This window comes from Paenarthrobacter sp. NCHU4564 (genome assembly GCF_052156435.1).
GTDB lineage: Bacteria > Actinomycetota > Actinomycetes > Actinomycetales > Micrococcaceae > Arthrobacter.
The window spans coordinates 494,060-515,928 of the sequence record NZ_JBQLIS010000001.1 but is presented as its reverse complement, the minus strand read 5'-3'; the positions used below and the strand labels follow the sequence as shown (position 1 = coordinate 515,928).

At 64.7% G+C, this 21,869-nt stretch carries 20 protein-coding genes and 1 tRNA gene; 15 read left to right on the top strand and 6 right to left on the bottom strand.

Annotated elements, in window-relative coordinates; all coding sequences use genetic code 11:
* Positions 1-103 precede the first annotated feature (103 nt).
* From ACSVIE_RS02345 to ACSVIE_RS02320, 6 genes are all read left to right on the top strand, one after another.
* Positions 104-1,315, top strand: a complete 1,212-nt coding sequence (locus ACSVIE_RS02345; protein WP_442422882.1) for a pseudouridine synthase — start codon at positions 104-106, stop codon at positions 1,313-1,315.
* Between the two features lie 3 nt (positions 1,316-1,318).
* Positions 1,319-2,425, top strand: coding sequence for a prephenate dehydrogenase (locus ACSVIE_RS02340; RefSeq protein WP_426006951.1), 1,107 nt, complete (start codon positions 1,319-1,321; stop codon positions 2,423-2,425).
* Positions 2,425-3,138, top strand: coding sequence for a (d)CMP kinase (cmk, locus tag ACSVIE_RS02335; RefSeq protein ID WP_426006952.1), 714 nt, complete (start codon positions 2,425-2,427; stop codon positions 3,136-3,138). Before ACSVIE_RS02340 ends, cmk begins: the two co-directional genes overlap by 1 nt.
* On the top strand, positions 3,128-3,889 hold the full coding sequence (locus tag ACSVIE_RS02330) for a lysophospholipid acyltransferase family protein (RefSeq protein ID WP_442422881.1): 762 nt from the start codon (positions 3,128-3,130) through the stop codon (positions 3,887-3,889). The genes cmk and ACSVIE_RS02330 overlap by 11 nt, the downstream gene beginning before the upstream one ends.
* A gap of 10 nt (positions 3,890-3,899) precedes the next feature.
* Positions 3,900-5,450: a ribosome biogenesis GTPase Der gene (gene der, locus ACSVIE_RS02325; protein WP_426006954.1), complete on the top strand. Its 1,551-nt coding sequence runs from the start codon at positions 3,900-3,902 to the stop codon at positions 5,448-5,450.
* A gap of 129 nt (positions 5,451-5,579) precedes the next feature.
* A tRNA-Pro gene (locus ACSVIE_RS02320) sits at positions 5,580-5,656 on the top strand.
* Positions 5,657-5,720: 64 nt separating this feature from the next.
* Here the strand turns inward: ACSVIE_RS02320 and ACSVIE_RS02315 are convergent.
* Positions 5,721-6,167, bottom strand: a complete 447-nt coding sequence (locus ACSVIE_RS02315) for a MarR family winged helix-turn-helix transcriptional regulator (protein WP_426006955.1) — start codon at positions 6,165-6,167, stop codon at positions 5,721-5,723.
* A 170-nt stretch (positions 6,168-6,337) separates the two neighbouring features.
* On the opposite strand from ACSVIE_RS02315, the gene ACSVIE_RS02310 reads away from it, so the two are divergent.
* From ACSVIE_RS02310 to ACSVIE_RS02285, 6 genes are all read left to right on the top strand, one after another.
* Positions 6,338-7,537, top strand: a complete 1,200-nt coding sequence (locus tag ACSVIE_RS02310; protein WP_442422880.1) for an MFS transporter — start codon at positions 6,338-6,340, stop codon at positions 7,535-7,537.
* A gap of 295 nt (positions 7,538-7,832) precedes the next feature.
* Positions 7,833-8,219 (top strand): glycine cleavage system protein GcvH, encoded by a 387-nt coding sequence (gene gcvH, locus ACSVIE_RS02305; protein WP_426006959.1) that lies wholly within the window; start codon positions 7,833-7,835, stop codon positions 8,217-8,219.
* Between the two features lie 141 nt (positions 8,220-8,360).
* Positions 8,361-8,837, top strand: a complete 477-nt coding sequence (locus ACSVIE_RS02300) for an FHA domain-containing protein (RefSeq protein WP_426006960.1) — start codon at positions 8,361-8,363, stop codon at positions 8,835-8,837.
* Positions 8,838-8,860: 23 nt separating this feature from the next.
* Positions 8,861-9,577, top strand: coding sequence for a transcriptional regulator FtsR (gene ftsR, locus ACSVIE_RS02295; protein WP_426006961.1), 717 nt, complete (start codon positions 8,861-8,863; stop codon positions 9,575-9,577).
* Positions 9,577-10,080 carry a bifunctional nuclease family protein gene (locus ACSVIE_RS02290; RefSeq protein WP_442422879.1) on the top strand — a complete coding sequence of 168 codons (504 nt, stop codon included), beginning with the start codon at positions 9,577-9,579 and terminating at the stop codon, positions 10,078-10,080. The genes ftsR and ACSVIE_RS02290 overlap by 1 nt, the downstream gene beginning before the upstream one ends.
* Before the next feature lie 239 nt (positions 10,081-10,319).
* The gene (locus ACSVIE_RS02285) at positions 10,320-10,913 is read left to right on the top strand and encodes a MerR family transcriptional regulator (protein WP_426006965.1); all 594 of its coding nucleotides are present in this window, start codon (positions 10,320-10,322) and stop codon (positions 10,911-10,913) included.
* 94 nt (positions 10,914-11,007) lie between these two features.
* Here the strand turns inward: ACSVIE_RS02285 and ACSVIE_RS02280 are convergent, their stop codons facing one another.
* Positions 11,008-11,817 (bottom strand): ParA family protein, encoded by an 810-nt coding sequence (locus ACSVIE_RS02280; protein WP_442422878.1) that lies wholly within the window; start codon positions 11,815-11,817, stop codon positions 11,008-11,010.
* A gap of 303 nt (positions 11,818-12,120) precedes the next feature.
* Between ACSVIE_RS02280 and ACSVIE_RS02275 the strand changes: the two genes are divergently transcribed.
* Positions 12,121-15,516, top strand: coding sequence for a pyruvate carboxylase (locus ACSVIE_RS02275; protein ID WP_426006967.1), 3,396 nt, complete (start codon positions 12,121-12,123; stop codon positions 15,514-15,516).
* 78 nt (positions 15,517-15,594) lie between these two features.
* Here ACSVIE_RS02275 and ACSVIE_RS02270 read toward each other — a convergent pair whose 3' ends face one another.
* A complete protein-coding gene (locus ACSVIE_RS02270; protein WP_442422877.1) occupies positions 15,595-17,406 on the bottom strand; it encodes an AMP-dependent synthetase/ligase in 1,812 nt (603 codons plus the stop codon).
* A 187-nt stretch (positions 17,407-17,593) separates the two neighbouring features.
* Here ACSVIE_RS02270 and ACSVIE_RS02265 point away from each other — a divergent pair, with 187 nt between their 5' ends.
* Entirely contained in the window at positions 17,594-18,652 is a 1,059-nt protein-coding gene (locus tag ACSVIE_RS02265; RefSeq protein ID WP_426006969.1) for an ROK family protein, read from the top strand.
* 105 nt (positions 18,653-18,757) lie between these two features.
* Here ACSVIE_RS02265 and ACSVIE_RS02260 read toward each other — a convergent pair whose 3' ends face one another.
* The 3 genes from ACSVIE_RS02260 to ACSVIE_RS02250 are packed head-to-tail and all read right to left on the bottom strand — an operon-like array spanning position 18,758 to position 20,908.
* Complete coding sequence (locus ACSVIE_RS02260) at positions 18,758-19,333, bottom strand: hypothetical protein (RefSeq protein ID WP_426006971.1); 576 nt, start codon at positions 19,331-19,333, stop codon at positions 18,758-18,760.
* A complete protein-coding gene (locus ACSVIE_RS02255) occupies positions 19,320-20,123 on the bottom strand; it encodes an alpha/beta hydrolase (RefSeq protein WP_426006972.1) in 804 nt (267 codons plus the stop codon). Before ACSVIE_RS02255 ends, ACSVIE_RS02260 begins: the two co-directional genes overlap by 14 nt.
* Complete coding sequence (locus tag ACSVIE_RS02250; protein ID WP_426006973.1) at positions 20,120-20,908, bottom strand: alpha/beta hydrolase; 789 nt, start codon at positions 20,906-20,908, stop codon at positions 20,120-20,122. Before ACSVIE_RS02250 ends, ACSVIE_RS02255 begins: the two co-directional genes overlap by 4 nt.
* Positions 20,909-21,014: 106 nt before the next feature.
* Here ACSVIE_RS02250 and ACSVIE_RS02245 point away from each other — a divergent pair, with 106 nt between their 5' ends.
* On the top strand, positions 21,015-21,797 hold the full coding sequence (locus tag ACSVIE_RS02245; protein WP_442422876.1) for a lysophospholipid acyltransferase family protein: 783 nt from the start codon (positions 21,015-21,017) through the stop codon (positions 21,795-21,797).
* The last annotated feature ends 72 nt before the right edge of the window (positions 21,798-21,869 follow it).

Here is a 21,869-nt window from a genome sequence, read left to right as displayed (position 1 = left end):
CACCGACGTGGTGCCGCAGCAACAAAGGGCAGACGATGTCTGCCTGGCTGGCTGGTGTTGACAGCAGCACTTAGGGCCGGCCACCACTTAACAAGGACGGGTCATGACACAGGCGGGACGCCAGGGTTCACCACGTAACGGTTCGGGACGCAACAGCTCCGGGCACAATGATGCAAGGGGCGGCGGACGCTCCACCGGAGGCGGCTTCGGCGGCTCCAAGGGCGGAGGCAGCGGACGCACCGGTGCCGGCAAGCGCTCTTTCGATCAGGGGGAACACCGGTCTTTCCGCTCTGCCAAGCCGCGGGAGGAGCGTCCTTTCGATCCCGACAACCCCACACGGTCCGGTGACCAGGGCCGTGGCCAGAGTGCCAAGCCGTTCCGCAAGCCCGGCTCCAACAAGCCTGGATTCGGGAAGGCCCCCGGTACTCCGGGAGCCTTGAAGCCCAAGCCAAAGCCCACCAAGCAAAACGGTTCCCGTGCCTTCGGCAGCGAGCGGTTCGGCCAGAACCTTGGTCCCGTACGCAAGCCGGCCCGCAACCGCGGCCCCCGACCGGACGTTCCACAGTCGGACCTCCACGACGCCGACGGCGTGCGCCTCCAGAAGGTCATGGCCCAGGCGGGTGTGGCATCGCGGCGCGTCTGCGAGGAAATGATCCTTGAAGGCCGGGTGGAAGTCGACGGCCAGGTCACCACGGAACTCGGTATGCGCGTGGATCCCAAAACGGCGGTCATCCACGTGGACGGCATCCGTATCCAACTCGATGAAACACTGGTCTACATGGTGTTCAACAAGCCCAAGGGCGTTGTTTCCACCATGGAGGACCCCGAGGGCCGTCCGTGCATCAGCGACTTCCTCAAGAACAACAAGAACAAGGGCGAGCGGCTGTTCCACGTCGGCCGTCTCGACGTCGCCACCGAGGGCCTGCTGCTGCTGACCAACGACGGCGAGCTCGCCAACCGTTTGACGCATCCCTCGTATGAGGTGCCCAAGACTTACCTCGTCCAGGTGCGTGGACCCTTCCCGCACGGCGTCGGAGCCAAGCTGAAGTCCGGCGTCGAGCTTGACGACGGAATCGCCGCCGTGGACTCGTTCCGGTTGGTGGATTCCACGCCCGGCCACGTCCTGATCGAAGTCGTGCTGCACTCCGGCAAGAACCGGATCGTACGCCGTATGTTCGACGCCGTGGGCTTCCCGGTGGAGCGGCTCGTCCGCGTCAAGGTTGGCCCGATCGGCCTGGGCGACCAGCGCCAGGGCAGCATCCGCAACCTCGGCCGCCAGGAGATCGGCCACCTCATGGCAGCTGTGGGGCTCTAGGGCATGTCGGCATTCCGCACCCACGGCCGCGGCCATCTTGATGGCCCGGTGGTGGTTCTCGGTACGGGTTTGCTGGGTGCCAGCATTGGCCTTGGCCTGCGCGGGCGCGGCGTTCCCGTATACCTTTACGACCCTTCGCCCACCAACCAGGCCGTGGCCGTGGATATCGGAGCAGGCCGTCCGTTGGCTGAGCTGGACGCGGAGCCGCAGCTTGTCGTCGTAGCGGCTCCGCCGGATGTTACAGCCGACGTCGTGGAGAAGGCCCTTGCGGACTACCCGGCGTCGGTGGTGGTGGATATCGCCAGTGTCAAGGCGGCCATCCAAGGCCAGCTCCGCGAACGCGGAGTGGACCTTGCCCGCTACGTTGGTACCCACCCCATGGCAGGCCGCGAAAAGTCGGGGCCAGTGGCAGCCCGCGGAGAGCTCTTCACGTCCATGCCGTGGGTGGTTTGTCCCTCCGAAGAAACCGGAGCAGATGCCCTGCAGCTTGCCAGGTCGCTCGCGGGAGACCTGGGTGCCATTGTCTCCCAGTTCACGGCCGACGAACACGACGAAGCCGTGGCCCTGGTATCGCACCTGCCGCAGATCATGTCGTCCCTCCTGGCCAGCCGGCTGCAGGGGACGCCGCTGCATGCGTTGTCGTTGGCCGGTAACGGGCTGCGTGACACCACCCGCATCGCCGCCAGCGACCCTACCCTCTGGGTCCAGATCCTGGGCGGCAACGCGGAGAAGGTGGTCACCATCCTGCATGGCGTACGGGAGGACCTGAACCGGTTGATCGGGACCCTCGAAGCACCGCTTGCCCCAGGGGCGCGCCTTGACCTTGCCCAGCTGATCAGCGAAGGCAACGCAGGCCAGGCGCGCATTCCCGGCAAGCATGGCGGACCCCCGCAGGCGTACTCGTGGCTCACGATCCTGGTGGACGACCGCCCCGGCCAGATTGCGCGGCTGTTGACGGAGATCGGTGAAATCGGCGTGAATGTGGAAGACCTCCGCCTGGACCACTCCTCAGGCCGTAACGTGGGCATGGTGGAGCTTTCCGTGCTGCCCAGCAAGCACGACCTCCTTGTTGAAGCCTTGACCGATCGCGGATGGCGGGTACTGCAGTAATGACACGTGAATTTTTTGGTCCGGAAACAGTTGCCCGGCCCGGTAAGCCGTTGGTCATCGCGATCGATGGTCCTTCCGGATCCGGCAAGTCCAGTGTCAGCAAGGAAGTTGCCCGGCGCCTGAAGCTTGCCTACCTGGATACCGGTGCCATGTACCGTGCCCTGACGTGGTACTGCCTCAAGACTGGTGTGGACCTTCACGACGGTGCCGCTGTTGAACAGGCTTCCAAAACCATGCCCCTGGAAATCAGCACCAGTACGGCAGTGGAGTACGTGGCCGTGGACGGCACGGATATCACCGAAGAAATCAGGGATCCGTTGATTTCTGCGTCCGTGAGCGCCGTAGCCACAACGCTGGGTGCCAGGACGGAACTGATCCGCCGCCAGCGGCAGTTCATCGACCAGCACCACCACCGCATGGTGGTGGAGGGACGGGACATCACCACCGTCGTCGCCCCGCATGCCGAAGTCCGGATCCTGCTGACCGCCAGCGAGGAAGCCAGGCTCCGCCGTCGTGGTATCCAGTTGGGCGGCACCCAAAGCAAGGAACAGCTCACCGCCCAAGTCATCCACCGCGATGCCAAGGACTCCACCGTCGTTAACTTCACGCAGGCTGCCGACGGTGTAGTGACACTGGATTCTTCCGACCTCACCTTCGACGAGACGGTGGAAACGGCCCTCGCGATCGTCAGCAAGGTCATCTATGGCGACTAGGACAACGCCGGCGGGCGCTGTTTCACCACCTGCCGTGCCCGCGGCATGGACCCGCGTCTGGAGCCGGCCGGTCGGCTGGTTCCTTGACCATGTGGTGTACCGCACCGTGGTCACGGGCAAGGCCAATATCCCCGCAGCAGGCCCCGTCATCTTCGCCGGCAACCACATCAGCTTCCTGGACGGTCCCGTGATGTTCGGAGCGTCGCCCCGGCCCATGCACATCCTGGTCAAGAAAGAGATGTTCAGGGGATTCCTCGGGAAAGTGCTGCGTGGGTCGGGCCAGATCCCGGTGGACCGCTCCGGTGACCGGGCCGCACTGCATACCGGCAAGAAACTGCTGGACGCCGGCCGTTGCGTCGGGATCCTGCCCGAAGGTACCCGGGGGAGCGGCTCAGCGGAAAGCATCAGCCCGGGGGTCGCGTGGCTTGCCCTCAACTCCGGGGCGACCGTCATCCCTGTTGCCATCCTGGGCACCCGCCAGGGCGCCGAGCACCGTGACCATGTTCCCAGGCCCCGCCGGAAGCTGTACGTCAGCTTCGGTGAACCCCTCAGCGTCCAGCGCCGGAAGGGCGAACCGGGCCGTGCTTCAATGGACAGGGCGTCCGCGGCGATCCGGGACGCCCTGGCCGGACACGTCCGGGACGCCGTCCTGGCCACCGGCCAAAACCTTCCTTCCACGGGTGCGCCCGCGGAGGCCGCGCAACAACAGCGCCCACCAGCAGTAGCCGGGTTGCCGGCAGACCACCACTAAGGAAAGTGCAATGAGCGATACGACTCAAAAGTCCGGCTTCCACGGAGCCGGCGACGACGAATACACGCCCGCAGGCACCGACCAGGTGGCTGAAAACCTGGCTGCCCTGGACGACGAAGAAGCCGAACTCCGCGCTGCCACCCTCCGGGCGGGCCTGGACGACTACGAACTTGACGAAGACGACGCAGCGCTGCTCAGCGGTGACTATGAGGACGAAGGGGAAGAAGGTCCCCTCAAACTCGATCCCGTGCTGGCCATCATCGGCCGGCCCAACGTCGGCAAGTCCACCCTGGTCAACCGCATCCTGGGCCGCCGCGAGGCCGTCGTGGAGGATACCCCGGGCGTAACCCGCGACCGCGTCATGTATTCGGCGCGGTGGAACGGGCGCAACTTCACGCTCGTGGACACCGGCGGGTGGGAGCACGATGCCAAGGGCATCCACGCCCGCGTGGCTGACCAGGCCGAGATGGCCGTGGAACTTGCTGATGCGGTGTTGTTCGTGGTGGATTCCGCGGTCGGTGCAACGGCAACCGACGAGGCCGTCATGAAGATGCTCCGGCGCAGCAAGAAGCCGGTCATCCTGGTGGCGAACAAGGTCGATGACTTTGCACAGGAGGCCGACTCGGCAACCCTGTGGGGCCTTGGGTTCGGCCAGCCCTATCCCGTCTCGGCACTCCATGGGCGTGGTGTGGCGGACCTTCTGGACAAGGTGATGGACACCCTGCCCGAGTTTTCCCAGGTCGAGGGCGTGGAGCGTTCCGGCGGCCCGCGTCGCATTGCGCTGATCGGCCGCCCCAACGTTGGCAAGTCCTCGCTGCTGAACAAGCTGGCCGGATCTGAGCGCGTGGTGGTGGATCCCTTGGCGGGCACCACCCGCGACCCCGTGGACGAATTCATCGAACTCGGTGGCCGCACCTGGCGGTTCGTGGATACAGCCGGGATCCGCCGCCGCCAGCACATGGCACAAGGCGCGGACTTTTATGCCTCCCTGCGGACCCAGGCTGCCCTCGAAAAGGCGGAGGTCGCCGTCGTTCTCCTGGCCGTCGACGAGGTCCTCAGCGAGCAGGATGTCCGCATCCTGCAACTGGCCATCGAGTCCGGCCGCGCGCTGGTCCTGGCATTCAACAAGTGGGACCTCCTGGACGATGAACGTCGCCGCTACCTGGAGCGTGAGATCGAGCAGGACCTGGCGCACGTTGACTGGGCTCCGCGCGTCAACATCTCGGCCAAGACCGGTTGGCACAAGGACCGGCTGGTTCCCGCCCTGGACAGGGCGTTGGAAAGCTGGGACCGCCGGATTCCCACCGGCCGCCTCAATGCGTTCCTGGGCGAACTGGTGGCAGCACACCCGCACCCGGTCCGTGGTGGCAAGCAGCCCCGCATCCTGTTCGGCACCCAGGCTTCCAGCCGTCCGCCGAAGTTTGTGCTGTTCACCACTGGCTTCCTCGATCCCGGATACCGCCGTTTCATCACCCGCCGCCTCCGCGAGACCTTCGGGTTTGAAGGAACTCCAATCGAGGTCAGCATGCGTGTCCGCGAAAAGCGGGGCCGCAAACGCTAAGTGAGACGGGCATCACAGCAGACTTTTGCTCTGATGGCACAAGCACCCTCCAACGTCGTGTAAGCTTTTGGAGGTGGTTCGGCCGGACTGCTTAGGGAGGAAATCCCAGGCGGAGAACGGCGGAACCAGCGGGCTGTAGCGCAGCTTGGTAGCGCACTTGACTGGGGGTCAAGGGGTCGCAGGTTCAAATCCTGTCAGCCCGACCATAAAGGCCGGAATTCCGTGGAAACGGAATTCCGGCCTTTGGTCGTTTAAGCCCCAGTGGTGCGCCTAGGCATGCTGCAGTGCACCCAGGGCCCGGACCAGTGGCTCCAGTTCGGGAACCTGCTCCGCGGCCGCAAGGGCGCCCGCCAGGGTCTCGTCGTGGACGGGCCTGGTGTCGAGGAGAAGCTTCTGTCCTGCCGCGGTGAGCTCCGTATAGATGCCGCGCCTGTCGTCGGCGCACAGGATGCGGGTCAGGAGTCCGCGGTCTTCCAGGCGGTTGACCAGCCGCGTGGTCGCGCTGCTGGAGAGTGCGGTGGCCCGGGCCAGTTGCTGCATGCGCATGTGCCAGCCGTCCTGCCGGCTCAGCGCATCCAGCACGGTGTACTCAACAACCGAGAGCTCACTGGACGCCTGGAGGGCCTTCTCCAGTTCCGCTTCGATGCTCCCGTGCAGGGCAGCGAGGGTGCGCCATCCCTGTGCCCGTACTTCCACGGCGTCATCCTTGATGCCCATGTGTGCTGTGCTCCTGCCTTCAGTGGGTGGTGTGAGCAGACCGCAAAGTAGTTGCTTGCGCAAATACCACGCGTGTGCAACTATATATGCAGCGTCTGCAACTATTATTCTACGGTTCCGGCGGGCGCACTTCCAGTTTTCGAGGAACCCGTATCCCAAGGAGTTTCACCATGCCTGCAGGGTTGATTGCCCTTGCCCTCGGCGGATTCGGCATCGGACTTACCGAGTTCGTGATCATGGGCCTGTTGCCCGAGGTCGCCGCCGACTTCCGCGTATCCGAAGCCGCGGCCGGTTGGTTCATCTCCGGCTACGCCTTGAGCGTGACCGTCGGTGCCCTTCTGGTGACAGCTGCCGTGACCCGGCTTCCCCGGAAGCCCGTCCTGATCGGCCTGCTGGTCCTGTTCATTGCCGGCAACTTCCTCTCGGCTGTTGCCGATACCTACTCAGCCATGCTGATCGGCCGTATCATCGCCGCCCTGTGCCACGGCGCCTTCTTCGGCATCGGGTCGGTCGTGGCCGCCGGGATGGTCCCCGCCCATAAGAGGGCTGGAGCCATTGCCATCATGTTCACCGGGCTCACTGCCGCCAACGTCCTGGGGGTTCCGTTCGGAACGCTCCTGGGGCAGCACTTTGGCTGGCGTTCCACTTTTTGGGCCATTACGGTGATCGGCGTGGTAGCCCTGCTGGGGATTGCCCTCATGGTTCCCGCAACGGGGCCTGCTCCCACGCAGGGCCTGCGCAGCGAGCTTGGTGCCTTCCGTTCGGGACAGGTGTGGCTGTCCATCCTGGTGACGATCCTCGGTTTCGGCGGAATGTTCGGGGCCTTTACGTACATCGCATTCACCTTGACCGAGGTATCGGGCTTTGACGCCGCCGCTGTTCCGTGGTTGTTGGTACTGTTCGGCGGTGGACTCTTCGTGGGCAACGTCCTGGGTGGCAAGGCGGCGGACAAGGCCCTCGATACTTCACTGGTGGTCATCCTCGCCGGTCTGGTTGCTGTGCTGGTCTTCTTCGCCCTGACCGCTTCAAGCAGCATTGCCACCTTGTTCTCACTGGCCCTGATGGGCGGCTTCGGTTTCGCCACCGTGCCCGGCCTGCAGATGCGTGTCATGCACTTCGCTTCCACGGCGCCCACGCTGGCTTCCGGTGCCAACATTGGTGCTTTCAACCTGGGTAATGCCCTGGGTGCGTGGCTGGGTGGGGTGACCATCACGGCTGGGCTGGGCTACACCTCGCCCATTTGGGCGGGCGCCGGCATTACGGTCGCCGCGCTCCTGGTGATGGTGGCCGCAGCTGCCGCAGCCCGGCGTCGGTCTTCCGCAGTACAGGCCGACGCCGACAGCGAACCCCGGGAGGCAATCGTCGCCTGACGACGCTACGCCGGCAAAAGGGCACTGCCCGCTGTGGAAGCATCCATGGCGGGCAGTGCCCTTTTTTATCTGCGGAGCGGGCGGCGCCGCCAGCGCAGGGCACTTTCAGCGGAAGCTTTCATGCGGCGGGGTAATTCCGGCCAGGGAATTGCCGGCTTTGGGGCGCGGTTGACGGTGTTGTGCGATAAGCCGGCACACCCTGCGGCACGGTGGGGAATTATGCCTATACTTTCAGCGGTGGCCGGATGCCCGGGCCGCCGTCGAGGTCCGTAAATGTTCCGATGAAAGGCCACCCATGAGTAATATTCCAGCCGATCTTTCCTACACCGCAGAGCACGAATGGGTTTCCGCTCCCGATGCCGACGGTGTTGTCCGCGTAGGCATCACTGATTTCGCGCAGGATGCACTGGGAGACGTCGTTTACGCGCAAATGCCTGAGCCTGGTACCAGGATCACCGGCAATGAGGTGGTGGGCGAGGTTGAATCCACTAAGAGCGTCAGTGACATTTATGCGCCCCTTTCGGGCGAGGTTATTAACCGGAATGACTCATTGGACCAGGATCCGGCGCTTATCAACTCCGACCCGTACGGCGACGGCTGGCTTTTTGAAGTAAAGCTTGCAGATGGTGAAGCAGTGGATTCCCTGCTCAGTGCATCGGAGTACGAACAGCAGGTAGGCTAAAGTTATCTGGCCCGCCCGGCCTGGCAATTCCTCGAGCGGGAAGCGCAGAAAGGCGGGCCAGCTACCGATTTGCCCGGCGGTACCGGGAGGCGGAAGTGGCCGGCGGAGTTTGGAACCGCCGGCGGATGAGGAGGAAATTCCATGGTTGGCGGCGAACAGAACCAAGCCAATATCGGGAACGGCGCGGAAGAACAGCCTACGTCGGAGACCACCTCGATCAGCATCACGCCAACGTGGGACGAGCCCAGCATTGCGCCCCGGCTGGCACCCGAAGAGCGGGCCTCCGTGGATGCGCTGCCCCCTGAGTCGGCGTTGCTTATCGCCCACAGCGGACCCAACGCGGGAGCCCGCTTCCTGCTGGACGCGGATACCACCACGGCGGGCAGGCATCCGGACGCGGACATCTTCCTGGACGACGTCACCGTCTCACGCAAGCATGTGCAGTTCCACCGTACTCCGGCGGGTTTTGAGCTCGTGGACATGGGCAGCCTCAACGGCACCTATGTCAACCACGACCGCGTCGACCGCGTGCTGCTGAAGAGTGGGAACGAGGTCCAGATCGGCAAGTTCCGGTTGACCTACTACCTGAGCTCCCGCCGCCCTGCGGGCCAAGCCTGACCCCGGGGTACTTGCCTGTGGCAATGGCCCAGCCCGACCGTCGCGGACCGCAGGTCCTGAATATCGGGGAAGTCCTGGCTCAGCTGAGCGATGACTTCCCCGGAATGACTGCGTCCAAAATCCGCTTTCTGGAAGAAAAAGGCCTGATCAATCCCAAGCGGACCCCTGCAGGGTACCGGCAGTACGTCGACAGCGACGTGGAACGCCTGCGCTTTGTCCTGGCACTCCAACGGGACCAGTACCTGCCGTTGAAGGTCATCAAGGACTATCTGGATGCCATAGACCGGGGGGAGCGTCCGGACAACCTTCCGCCCGGCGTAACGGTTTCACCGCGGATAGTGTCCGCCGAAATGGCGGCCGAGATCCAAGGGCGCGCACGGGCCCTGAGTGAGGAGCAGCTGCGGGCCGAATCCGGCGCCAGCGTCCCGCTGCTGGAGTCGCTGCTGAGTTTTGGATTGATCAGCCACGTCGGTGGCAAGTTCGATGAGCATGCCCTCCAGGTAGCCCGCGCCTGTGTCCAGTTGGAGGGGCACGGGCTGGAACCCCGGCACCTTCGCCCGTTCCAGGCGGCGGCGGACCGCGAGTTCGGCCTGGTGGAACGGGCGGTGGCACCACTGATGTCCCGCAAGGATGCCGCGTCACAATCCCGCGCAGCCGAGGCCGCCCGGGAAATCAGCGACCTCTGCCTCACACTGCACAGGGCGCTCGTCCACGACCGTATCTCCCGGATGGACAGCTGATGATTGAAGTCGAAATTGTGGGTGTCCGGATAGAACTGCCCTCCAACCAGCCTTTGGTCCTGCTCAGGGAACTGAAGGGGGAGCGGCATGTGCCCATATGGATCGGCACACCGGAGGCCAGTGCGATCGCCCTGGCCCAGCAGGGGGTCGTACCGCCGCGTCCCATGACCCATGACCTCCTGGTAGACGTGGTCGAGTCGTTGGGCCACTCGATCATCAGTGTGAACATAGTGGCCGTGGAAGACAACATCTTTTACGGGCAGCTGCAGTTCGACGACGGCACGGTGGTCAGTTCCCGGGCTTCGGATGCGCTGGCCCTGGCCTTGCGGGCCAAGTGCCGGATCTGGTGCGCCGATGCCGTGATGGAAGAGGCCGGGGTCCGGATCACCGAGCACGATGAAGGTGAGGACTCGGAGCCTGCTGCCAGCGTGGACGAAGAGCGCGAAATGCGGCGGTTCCGCGAGTTTCTGGACGACGTGGAACCGGAAGATTTCGAGGGCTGAGCGCACCCTAAGCCTAAAGTTGAGGGTGAAACTTTCGACACGCCACTTTTTCAGCGCCAACGTCTTTGACCTCGGGGCCGTGCGGGCCTAACGTCGAACATATCGAGTTCCCGTTGCATACACTGCCCACGCAAGTCACACTGGAAAAAGCGGACTTGTGGGAATTACATGCCTGAATTTCGGCGTTGTAAGCAGTGGTCACGCACCGTCCCCAAGGGAACTGACAACAAGGAGGTCACGTGAGTCCGAAAGGCGAAGCAGGCGAGCTGAAGCAGGCCTCGACCGGCATTGCTGCGCCCGTTACCGGCGCCCAAGGTCTCCTCTTCACTGAGGACCTTCCTGTGCTGGACGAGGACGCGGGTTACCGCGGTCCTACTGCATGCAAAGCCGCCGGCATTACGTACCGCCAACTGGACTACTGGGCCCGGACCGGCCTGGTGGAGCCGGCCGTCCGTGGAGCTGCAGGATCCGGTTCGCAGCGCCTGTACGGGTTCCGGGACATCCTCGTCCTCAAGGTGGTCAAGCGGCTCCTGGACACCGGCGTCTCCCTCCAGCAGATCCGCACCGCTGTTGAGCACCTTCGCGAGCGGGGAGTGGAGGACCTGGCACAGATCACCCTCATGAGCGACGGCGCCAGCGTCTATGAATGTACTTCTGCAGATGAGGTCATCGACCTCGTCCAGGGCGGCCAGGGTGTGTTCGGCATCGCGGTGGGCCGGGTATGGCGGGAAGTTGAAGGAAGCCTTGCCGAGCTCCCCAGTGAACACGCGGCCGAACAGTCCTTTCCCGACGACGAACTGAGCAAGCGACGGGTGGCTCGCCGCATCAGCTAGGTACTGCCTGATGCTTGGAAACGTAGAAGGTCACCCATAAAACGAAGAAGCCGCCTCCTTGCCGGGGCGGCTTCCTTGTTGGTGGAGCAGTATGTCAGCGCTGGCGGCGGTCCCGTACGGCGGACTTGCCCCCCAGCAGATTCTGCAGAAGGTCGTCAAAGAGCTTTGCCGAGTTCTTGGCCGAGTCCCCGGGCCAGTGGTGGACAGAGTGGGCTGCACCCTGGATCTGCTGCCAGTTTGCTTGCTCGGGAATGTGGGGGGACAGCAGCAGCTCACCGAACATCGATTCCATCTCGGCAAGCCGGAAAGCATGTTCCGATGAACCGGTGCGCACGCGGTTGGCAACAATGCCTGCCGGGGCGAGGTTGGGGGCAAACTCCTGGCGGAACAGCTGGATCGCACGCATGGTCCGTTCTGTTCCCGCCACGGAGAACAGCCCGGGCTCAGCTACCAGGACCACGCGGTCGCTGGCACTCCAGGCCATGCGCGTCAGGCCATTGAGGGAGGGTGGGCAGTCCACCAGGACGAGCTCGTAGCTGGTGGTGCCTGCCAGGACGGCGGAAAGGCGCCGTAAGTCCCTCCGACCCAGGTCCGGGCGGTCATAGATGCCGGTGAATGCAGACCCGACTGCGACGTCGAGCTTACCGTCGCTGGAGCCGTTGGAGACCCAGCTGCTGCCGGCCACATTCTCCGGCAGCCTCGCCTTGCGGGGGCTCTTGAGCATGCGGCCTATGTCCAGCTGGCTGCCGGGCTGTACCCCCAGCGCGGTGGTTGCATCAGCGTGGGGATCGAGATCCACCACCAGGGTGGGAATTCCGGCTGCGAGGGCCGCGGACGCCAGACCCGTTGTCACGGAGGTCTTTCCCACTCCACCTTTGAGGCTGCTGATGCTGACTACTTGCACTTGAAAACCCAAAACCTAACGCCGGTTGCCGTATCGCGCTGTTTTCCGCTCCGGATCGGAGCCAGGGGCTTGCCGAAGCCCCTTCAACATCATAAGTGGCCCCACCCCGGTTTCCCGCTTTCTACGCGCCACGGTCAGATGGGAAGATGCTGCGTATTAGCACGGCTGAGGGGTCGCGCGCACGCATATACAAGGCACATGACGATTACTTTGTGATGGTTGCCACAAAGATTTGTGTTTGATGCTGGCGAGACTACACACTGTGACCACCGACCGATCCACCCGCAATGATGCAGGAGAAGTATGTTTTCGAAAATTCTGGTGGCCAATCGCGGAGAAATCGCGATCAGGGCGTTTCGCGCTGGTTATGAACTGGGCGCCAAGACCGTTGCTGTCTTTCCGCACGAGGATCGTAACTCGATCCACCGGCAGAAGGCCGACGAAGCTTACCTGATCGGCGAGGTGGGCCACCCCGTCCGCGCTTATCTGGACGTTGAGGAGGTAGTCCGCGTCGCCAAGGAAGCCGGCGCCGACGCCATTTACCCCGGCTACGGGTTCCTCTCGGAGAATCCAGACCTGGCACGTGCCGCCAAAGCCGAAGGCATCACCTTCGTCGGTCCGCCGGCCGAGGTGCTGGAGCTGGCCGGCAATAAGGTCGCTGCCCTGGAGGCGGCCCGCAAGGCCGGCGTCCCCGTGTTGAAGTCGAGCAAGCCGTCCAAGGACCTGGACGAACTGATCGCTGCCGCGGACGAGATCGGTTTCCCCATTTTCGCCAAGGCCGTCGCGGGCGGCGGCGGCCGTGGCATGCGCCGCGTTGAAACCCGCGAGGCGCTCCCGGAGGCCCTGCAGTCCGCAATGCGCGAGGCTGATGCGGCCTTTGGTGACCCCACGATGTTCCTCGAGCAGGCCGTACTGCGTCCACGCCACATCGAGGTACAGATCCTGGCCGACGCCGAAGGCAACGTCATGCATCTGTTTGAACGCGACTGTTCGCTGCAGCGCCGCCACCAGAAGGTGGTTGAGATTGCCCCGGCTCCCAACCTTGACGACAACATCCGCCAAGCCCTCTACCGGGACGCGGTGGCATTTGCCAAGGCACTGAACTACGTCAACGCCGGGACCGTCGAGTTCCTCGTGGACACCGAGGGCGCCCGTGCCGGACAGCACGTCTTTATCGAAATGAACCCCCGCATCCAGGTCGAGCACACCGTGACGGAGGAAATCACGGATGTGGACCTGGTCCAGGCGCAGATGCGCATCGCTTCCGGCGAGACCCTGGCCGACCTTGGCCTGAGCCAGGAGACCGTCTCGATCAAGGGCGCCGCTCTCCAATGCCGTATCACCACGGAAGACCCCGCCAATGGCTTCCGTCCCGATGTTGGAAAGATCACCGGTTACCGTTCCGCTGGTGGCGCCGGTGTACGGCTCGACGGCGGTACCGTCTATTCCGGTGCCGAGATCAGCCCGCACTTCGACTCCATGCTGGTCAAGCTGACCTGCCGCGGCCGCGATTACCCGGCCGCGGTCGCCCGTGCACGGCGTGGCCTCGCGGAGTTCCGTATCCGTGGTGTCTCCACGAACATCCCCTTCCTCCAGGCTGTGCTGGCGGATCCGGACTTCAATGCCGGGAATGTGGCAACGGACTTCATCGACAAGCGCCCGGAACTGCTCAAGTCCCATATCTCGGCTGACCGTGGCACCAAGCTCCTGACATGGCTTGCCGATGTCACGGTGAACAAGCCCAACGGTGAACTGACGGTCCAGTCGGACCCCGCCAGCAAGCTGCCCGTCATCGACGGGCCCGTGCCCGCCTCGGGTTCACGCCAGCGTCTTCAGCAGCTTGGTCCGGAGGGATTCGCCAAGGCCCTGCGTGAGCAGGATGCCCTGGCTGTTACGGACACCACGTTCCGCGATGCGCACCAGTCGCTCCTGGCAACGCGCGTCCGCACCCGCGACCTCGTGGCCGCCGGCCCGGCCGTGACGGCTTTGTTGCCCGATTTGCTGTCCGTGGAGGCCTGGGGTGGTGCAACGTACGACGTCGCGCTCCGCTTCCTGGGCGAGGATCCCTGGGACCGCTTGGCTGCTTTACGCCAGGCCCTGCCCAACACTTGCATCCAGATGCTTCTCCGCGGCCGCAATACGGTGGGCTACACGCCGTACCCGGAAGAGGTCACGGAAGCCTTCGTCAACGAAGCCGCGGCCACCGGCATCGATATCTTCCGTATCTTCGACGCCCTCAACGACGTCAACCAGATGGCCCCGGCCATCCGCGCCGTCCGTGCTACGGGGACTGCTGTTGCAGAGGTCGCCCTGTGCTACACGGGCAACTTGCTTGACCCGGAAGAGAAGCTGTACACGCTTGACTACTACCTGGACCTCGCGCAGAAGATCGTGGACGCCGGAGCCCACATCCTTGCCATCAAGGACATGGCAGGCCTCCTGCGTCCGGCTGCCGCGGCCAAGCTTGTTTCTGCTCTTCGTGAGCGCTTCGACCTGCCTGTCCACCTGCACACCCATGACACCGCCGGCGGCCAGCTCGCCACGCTGCTCGCAGCCGTTGAGGCGGGGGTCGACGCCGTCGACGTCGCCGCAGCGTCGCTGGCCGGCACCACGAGCCAGCCGGCAGCTTCCGCGCTCGTTGCCGCTTTGGCCAACACCCCGCGCGACACAGGCCTCAGCCTGGAGAACGTAGGCGCCCTTGAGCCGTACTGGGAAGCCGTCCGCCGCGTCTACGCGCCGTTCGAGTCAGGTCTTCCGGGCCCGACAGGCCGTGTCTACAAGCACGAGATTCCCGGTGGACAGCTGTCCAACCTCCGCCAGCAGGCCATTGCCCTCGGCCTGGGGGAGCAGTTCGAAGCGATCGAGGACATGTACACGGCGGCTGACCGCATCCTGGGCCGACTGGTCAAGGTGACGCCGTCGTCCAAGGTGGTGGGCGACCTCGCCCTGCACTTGGTGGGCCTCAATGCCGATCCGGCCGACTTCAACGAGAATCCGCAGAACTACGACATCCCCGATTCCGTGATCGGATTCCTGTCCGGCGAGCTGGGTGATCCTCCCGGAGGCTGGCCCGAGCCGTTCCGTACCAAGGCCCTCCAAGGCCGCAGCATCAAGGTGCGCGACGTCGAAATCAGTGCCGAGGACAGTGCAGCGCTGAAGGCGGACTCCAAGACCCGCCAGCAGACGTTGAACCGGCTGCTCTTCGCCGGCCCCACCAAGGACTACCAGAAGAGTGTCGAGACCTACGGAAACATCTCCGTGCTGGACACCCGCGACTACCTGTACGGCCTGCAGCGCGGTGCCGAGCACATCATCGAACTCGAGAAGGGCGTCCGGCTCATCGCGCAGCTGGAAGCCGTCTCCGAAGCTGATGAAAAGGGCATGCGCACCGTGATGTGTACGCTCAACGGCCAGTCCCGCCCGGTGGTGGTCCGCGACCGCTCCGTGGTGAGCAACGTCAAGGCGGCAGAGAAGGCCGATCCCGCGCAGCCGGGGCAGGTTGCCGCGCCGTTCGCCGGAGCCGTCACGGTCACCGTGAAGGTTGGCGACGAGGTCAAGGCCGGCGACACCGTGGCCACGATCGAGGCCATGAAGATGGAAGCCTCCATCACCACTCCGGTGGCAGGCACGGTTTCGCGCCTGGCTATCTCCGCCGTGGAGCAGGTCCAAGGTGGCGACTTGCTGCTGGTGATCGGCTAGCGATCGAACTCAAAGAACCCCGCCGGGAAGTTTCCCGGCGGGGTTCTTTTGTTGCTGCGGGTACCCGGCTGCAGGAGCCTAGGAAGCCCGGGGAGCGGAGTACATTTCCTCGATCACGGTGTCGAAATCCTTCATGACCTGGGCGCGCTTGACCTTGAGGGACGGCGTGAGGTGGCCGGAGGCCTCGGTAAAGTCCGATGGCACGATCCGGAAGGACTTGATGGCCTCGGCCTGTGACACTGACTGGTTGGCTTTGGTAATGAGGTCCTGGACCGCGGCCTTGACCACGGGGTGGCCCGTGGCTTCCGTCAGGGGCGTGCCGGCGGGCAACCCGTGCCGTTCCAGCCATCCCGGAAGCGCTTCTTCGTCGAGGGTGACCAGGGCGCCGATGAACGGACGGTTGTCTCCGACCACCAGGACCTGGGAAACGAGCGCGTCGGCGCGGATCTGGTCCTCGAGTTGCGCGGGAACCACGTTCTTGCCCCCGGCAGTCACGATGATTTCCTTCTTGCGTCCGGTGATCTTGAGGAAGCCGTTGCTGTCGAGTTCGCCGATGTCTCCCGTGCGGAACCAACCATCGATGAATGTCTCGTCCGTAAGGTCTTCCCTCTTGTAGTAGCCGCGCATGACGCACACGCCCTTGGCCAGGATCTCGCCGTCGTCGGCGATCTTCACGGCGTTGCCCGGAAGCGGTGCACCTACCGTTCCGATCCGGATCATCGACGGCGTGTTGACCGACACCGGCGCCGTGGTTTCGGTCAGGCCGTAGCCTTCCAGGATCTGGAGACCGATGCCCTGGAAGAAATGGCCCAGCCGCTCACCCAGGGGACCGCCGCCGGAGACGGCGTGGGCTACATGGCCGCCCATGGCTGCCCGCAGCTTGCCGTAGACCAGTTTGTCGAACAGTGCATGCTTGACCTTGAGGCCCAGGCCCACCGATCCGGCCTGGCGTGCCTTGGAATACGCGATGGCAGTGTCCACGGCCCGGTGGAAAATTGCACCCTTGCCGCCGTCTTCGGCCTTGGTCAACGCCGAGTTGTAGACCTTCTCGAAGACGCGTGGAACGGCGAGGATGAACGTGGGCTGGAAGCTTTGGAGGTCCGCGAGGAGGTTCTTGATGTCCGGAGTGTGCGCCACCTTGACACCGCCGGCCACGGCCAGCACGGAGATAAAGCGTGCGAATACGTGGGCCAGGGGGAGGAACATGATGGTCTTGGCGGACTCGTTGATGATCTCGCCCAGCGCGGCCCTGGCGTTCTCTGACAATTCCACAAAGTTGCCGTGCGTCAGTTCACAGCCCTTGGGGCGGCCGGTGGTTCCCGAGGTGTAGATGATGGTGGCCAGGTCCGAGAGACCGGCGGCGGACCTGCGGGCTTCGAGTTCCTCATCCGTGACGCCGGCTCCGGCGGCACGCAGGGCGTCAAGGCCTGCGCCCTCCAACTGCCACACGTTGGTCACGGAGGAAATGTCTTCGGCGGCCACGGCCTGCCTGATGATGTCCTCGTGATGGGCTGCCTCGCCGAAAGCGGCAACGGCGCCGGAGTCGCCGAGGTTCCAGGCGACCTGCGACGGTGACGAGGTTTCATAGATCGGCACGGAAACCGCACCGGCATGCCAGATCGCGAAGTCCACCAACGACCACTCGTAGCGGGTCCGGGACATGATGCCCACCCGATCGCCGGCTCCTACGCCATGGGCCATCAGGCCCTTGGCGAGTGCGGTGACATCGGCCAGGAAATCGCTGGCACGGATGTCCTGCCACTGGCCGTTGGCGTCCAGTTTGGCAAAGAGCGCCGGGTTGGATGGCTTGGCAGCTTCCCGGACCAGGAGGTCCGTGATGTTGGTTTCAGGGGCGACATTGACGAGGGGAGGAACACTGATTTCACGCACGGTAGCTCCTTTGATATCCACGGGCCACGAGGGGGCTGCTTCCACTCTAGTATGCCCACTCGCGGAGGTGTGTCCTATTTCACCTACTGGCGGGTAACTTTACGGATTGGCGGGCGTTCCGGGCAACTTGGCGCCATCTTCGCCGGAGGATGAAGTCTGGAGCGGGCGGTCCGAATAGGATGTTGGGATGCCCCCACTTCGGTCCACTTTCCGCGCCCGGCCCAAGCCTCCCGTCGCCGCCCGGAAGGACGTTCCCTGGGCTGCCAGGAGGAGCCATCTCGGTCGGAGGGGCCTGGCCATTGGAATCGACATCGGCGGCACCAAGGTAGCGGCCGGCGTCGTCGACGCCGACGGCAGGGTCCTGGCGGAGGCCCGGCGTTCGACTCCGGGTTCGGATCCCCGCGCCGTGGAGCAAACCATCGTGGAACTTGTCGCAGAGCTCAGCAGCGTGCACAGGATCGCTTCGGTCGGCATCGGTGCCGCCGGGTGGATGGACCTCGACGGCGGCACGGTGCTTTTCAGTCCGCATCTCGCCTGGCGCAACGAGCCCCTGCGGGAAAACCTGCAGAACCTCCTCCGGCGCCCGGTCCTCCTGACCAATGATGCCGACGCCGCCGCCTGGGCGGAGTGGCGTTTCGGCGCCGGGCAAGGGGAGAGCCGGCTGGTCTGCATCACGCTGGGCACCGGCATTGGCGGGGCCATGGTTCTGGACGGTCGCGTGGAACGTGGCCGGTACGGCGTTGCCGGCGAGTTCGGGCACCAGATCATCTTTCCCGGCGGCCACCGCTGTGAATGCGGCAACCGCGGGTGCTGGGAGCAGTATGCCTCCGGCAATGCCCTGGGGCGCGAAGCCCGCCAACTGGTACGGACCAACTCCCCTGAAGGCCGGGCACTACTTGCCAAGGCCGGTGGCACGGCCGACAACATCACCGGCGCTGCCGTGACGGCACTAGCCCTGGCGGGAGATGCCACCTCCCGGGAACTCCTGGCCGACCAAGGCGAATGGCTCGGGCTGGGCCTGGCCAATCTCGCAGCCTCCCTGGACCCCGGCATGTTCGTGATCGGGGGAGGGCTGTGCGACGCCGGCGAACTGCTGGCCGGCCCCGCCAGGGAAGCCTTCGCCAAGAACCTGACCGGACGGGGCTTCCGTCCCATGGCCAGGATCGAGCTGGCCGCCCTGGGTCCCCGGGCGGGCATGATCGGTGCCGCCGACCTCTCGCGCGTCAGCGGCCGGGCCCACAACTGACGCCTGCGTCGCCTGACGCCCCGCCGCCTGGCACCTCAGCGCGCCGACGGCAGCACCCCGGGAGGTCCTGCTACGGAAGGGTATGCCGGGGTGCGGATCCGCGCCTCAGATGCGGGCGCCGTCGTCGTCCTCGTCCTTTTCGTGCGGGAGGCGCATGATCAGGTAGATCACCGAGGCCACGAATGCCGCCACGATCCCGAGGATGGCAGCCAGAGGCGCCGAACGCCAGAACATGGCCGTGAACAGCAAAGCAAGCGGACCCCCCACAGCGCCCAGCCAGGCGAGCATGGTGAGCGGCTCGGTGCCGGCCAGGCTCGGGGGCTCTTCCGGGACGAACCCGTCATCGTCGTCGTCCACCTCGAAATCCCGTGGCCCGGATGGGCGGCCCTGCTCCTCCGCGGGGACGGCAGCAGCTTCCGCTGAGGCGGGCGTGGTTGCCGGGGCAGCCAGGCCCAGCGGGTCAAAGTCCCGAAAGGCTTTGGGCCGGTCACCGGCACCCGGTGCCGGCGTCGGGGCAGAGGGAGTGCCGTCCGCATCTGACGCCGTGGCGTCATCTGGAGCGGAGCCCGGACCGGGACCGGAATCCGTAGCTTCCAGTCGTGCCACCAGGTCCAGCCAGACCGCATCGTCGTCGTCGTTGTTGGCGCTCTGGTCCGGTGAGTTGGAGTCAGGCCTGTTCACTGGCTGTTTCCTTTGCGGGGGAGGTCTCGACGCCGGTCAGCGCGGCCATGGTCTTGTGGATGAACTGGACGGTGCCCGCAAAGATCTCCGGAGCATCGTTGTCCAGCGTTGCCACGTGATGGCTGTTCTTCAGGTAGGAGATGTCAACCGGCGCGTTGACCTTCGCGCGGAGAAAATCAAGGCTCGCCTGCGAGATGACGTTGTCCACCGTGGACTTGAAGACGCGGACCGGAGAGCTGATGCGGGGGAGGATGGCGGCTGTGTCCTTGTACATCAGCTTCAACTGGTGCGCTGCTGCCACTGGGGTCCGTGCATAGGCGCCCTCGTCCTGGTCCGGTTTGAGGATGTCGTTGGCGATCGCCGGCGTGGTCTTCACGACGTACTTCAGGGCAGCCACGATCACGGCACGGGGATCGTCCAGGACAAGGCCCGGATTCACCACGATCGTGCCGGCCACGGGGCGCGTCGCGGCGATCCTCAGGGCGAGGGTGCCACCCATGGACAGGCCGGCAGCGAAGACGTAGTCGCACTCCGCTGCAAGCTCCCGGTAGGCAGCATCCACCGCGTGATGCCATTCCCGCCAGGAACGACGGGACATGTCCTGCCACGTGGTTCCGTGCCCCGGCAGCAGCGGAAGCCGGACCGCATAGCCTGCTGCCGCCAGATGTTCGGCCCAGGGCCGCACGCTGTGCGGGCTCCCCGTGAACCCATGCGACATCACCACACCCACGCGGGCCCCCGAACCGGACCAGGCGCTGAGGAAGGGTGACGGGTCAGGACGTGTTTTCATGATGACTCCGAGGCTACTCTGTCTGCGGCGTGACGGCGGAAGAAGTGGGTGGATTCTGTAAAGATCGTGGGCGCGTCCACGTCCAGCGTGGCAACATGGCCGCTCTCCGGAAGAGTGACCACCTCCAGGCGGGAGGGGTCCAGGTGCTTTTTGATCAAGGCCAGGGAGGTGGGGGGAATAACGCCGTCCACGGCCGACTTGAAGACCAACGCCGGCGCCTGGACCTTTGGCAGGGCACGGGCAGCGTGCCGGAACAGCTTCTTGAGTTCGTGCACGGATGATAAAGGTGTCTTGGAGTAGTCCCCGTCCTCGGTGGGGGCAGCGGTCGGTTTCTCCTCCTCGATGGGAGTTGTGGTGCGCATGATGTACTTCAGGGCACCAACGTACCGGACCCGGCGGTCATAGAAACTGAGCCCGGGATTGACCAGGACCAGGCCGGAAACCTCGTGCAGGGACGCCGTGCGCAGTGCTACCGCGCCGCCCATGGAAAGCCCGGCCACAAAGCAGTGCTCTGTCTGTCCGGCCAGCTCAAGGTAGCTGCGCTCGAACGTCCGGTACCAGTCCTGCCAGCGCGTTGTCGCCAGGTCGTGCCAGCTGGTGCCGTGTCCGGGGAGCAAGGGGACGGAGACGGCGAAACCCTGCGCAGCCAAATGCTCAGCCCACGGCAGCACGCTCAATGGACTGCCGGTGAATCCGTGGCAGATGGCGATGCCGGTGGAGGCATTGCTGCCGTGTCCGGGATGGTGGAAGGCGAGCGGCGCTGCGGGAGGAGTGCTTTCCGTCATGGCACCATCGTGTCACTGTTCCCGACATTTCACACTGAAGTAGGGTTGCAGTGAATACTGTCCGGTAGCCCGGAATATGCCAGCACTCCGCCGTGGGAGGACCACCGTGTTCTATTGGGTCATGAAGAGGATCTTCCTTGGTCCCATCGTCAAACTGCTGTTCCGGCCATGGGTCAAGGGACTGGACAATGTCCCTGGGCAGGGGCCGGCCATCCTCGCCTCCAACCATTTGTCCTTCTCGGACTCGATCTTCCTGCCCCTGATGGTGGACCGGCCCGTGATTTTCCTGGCGAAGTCCGAGTACTTCACCGGCAAGGGCATCAAGGGCAGGCTCACAGCGCTCTTTTTCAGGCTGAGCAACCAGCTCCCGATGGACCGTTCCGGCGGCGCGGCCTCCGAGATGTCACTGCAGGCAGGCAAGGACGTCCTGCACTCCGGGGGGCTCCTGGGGATCTACCCGGAGGGGACCCGCAGCCCGGACGCCCGGCTCTACCGCGGCAAGGTCGGAGTGGCCAAGCTTGCCCTCCAGACGCGGGTGCCGGTTGTTCCCGTGGCGATGATCGGAACCGAAAAAGTCCAGCCCATCGGAAAGCGACTCCCAAACATCCGGCGCATCGGCCTGATCTTCGGGCAGCCTTTGGACTTCAGCCGCTACTACGGGATGGAGGAAGACAGGCACATCCAGCGTGCCGTCACCGACGAAATCATGTACGAGCTGATGCGGTTGTCCGGCCAGGAATACGTGGACGAATACGCCGCGGTGGTCAAGGCCAGGTTGGCCGGCAAGGGCCCGGAACCGGTAGAGAAAATCGAAGCCGCCCAGGAAGCCGCCACGGACATCGCCGATGACAGGGACGAGCCCAGGGACAACGGAACCAAAGCCGGGTGACTGTGACGCCTGCGGCCGGATCAGTTACGCCCGCAGTGCCCCAACCGGCGCCGGGGCTACTACTCTTGTAGG

Excerpts from the sequence above, each read along its gene's own strand:
- ACSVIE_RS02345 (WP_442422882.1), top strand. The coding sequence starts at position 104 with ATGACACAGGCGGGACGCCAGGGTTCACCACGTAACGGTTCGGGACGC.
- ACSVIE_RS02340 (WP_426006951.1), top strand. The coding sequence starts at position 1,319 with ATGTCGGCATTCCGCACCCACGGCCGCGGCCATCTTGATGGCCCGGTG.
- cmk (WP_426006952.1), top strand. The coding sequence starts at position 2,425 with ATGACACGTGAATTTTTTGGTCCGGAAACAGTTGCCCGGCCCGGTAAG.
- ACSVIE_RS02330 (WP_442422881.1), top strand. The coding sequence starts at position 3,128 with ATGGCGACTAGGACAACGCCGGCGGGCGCTGTTTCACCACCTGCCGTG.
- der (WP_426006954.1), top strand. The coding sequence starts at position 3,900 with ATGAGCGATACGACTCAAAAGTCCGGCTTCCACGGAGCCGGCGACGAC.
- ACSVIE_RS02315 (WP_426006955.1), bottom strand. The coding sequence starts at position 6,167 with ATGGGCATCAAGGATGACGCCGTGGAAGTACGGGCACAGGGATGGCGC.
- ACSVIE_RS02310 (WP_442422880.1), top strand. The coding sequence starts at position 6,338 with ATGCCTGCAGGGTTGATTGCCCTTGCCCTCGGCGGATTCGGCATCGGA.
- gcvH (WP_426006959.1), top strand. The coding sequence starts at position 7,833 with ATGAGTAATATTCCAGCCGATCTTTCCTACACCGCAGAGCACGAATGG.
- ACSVIE_RS02300 (WP_426006960.1), top strand. The coding sequence starts at position 8,361 with ATGGTTGGCGGCGAACAGAACCAAGCCAATATCGGGAACGGCGCGGAA.
- ftsR (WP_426006961.1), top strand. The coding sequence starts at position 8,861 with ATGGCCCAGCCCGACCGTCGCGGACCGCAGGTCCTGAATATCGGGGAA.
- ACSVIE_RS02290 (WP_442422879.1), top strand. The coding sequence starts at position 9,577 with ATGATTGAAGTCGAAATTGTGGGTGTCCGGATAGAACTGCCCTCCAAC.
- ACSVIE_RS02275 (WP_426006967.1), top strand. The coding sequence starts at position 12,121 with ATGTTTTCGAAAATTCTGGTGGCCAATCGCGGAGAAATCGCGATCAGG.
- ACSVIE_RS02265 (WP_426006969.1), top strand. The coding sequence starts at position 17,594 with ATGCCCCCACTTCGGTCCACTTTCCGCGCCCGGCCCAAGCCTCCCGTC.
- ACSVIE_RS02255 (WP_426006972.1), bottom strand. The coding sequence starts at position 20,123 with ATGAAAACACGTCCTGACCCGTCACCCTTCCTCAGCGCCTGGTCCGGT.
- ACSVIE_RS02250 (WP_426006973.1), bottom strand. The coding sequence starts at position 20,908 with ATGACGGAAAGCACTCCTCCCGCAGCGCCGCTCGCCTTCCACCATCCC.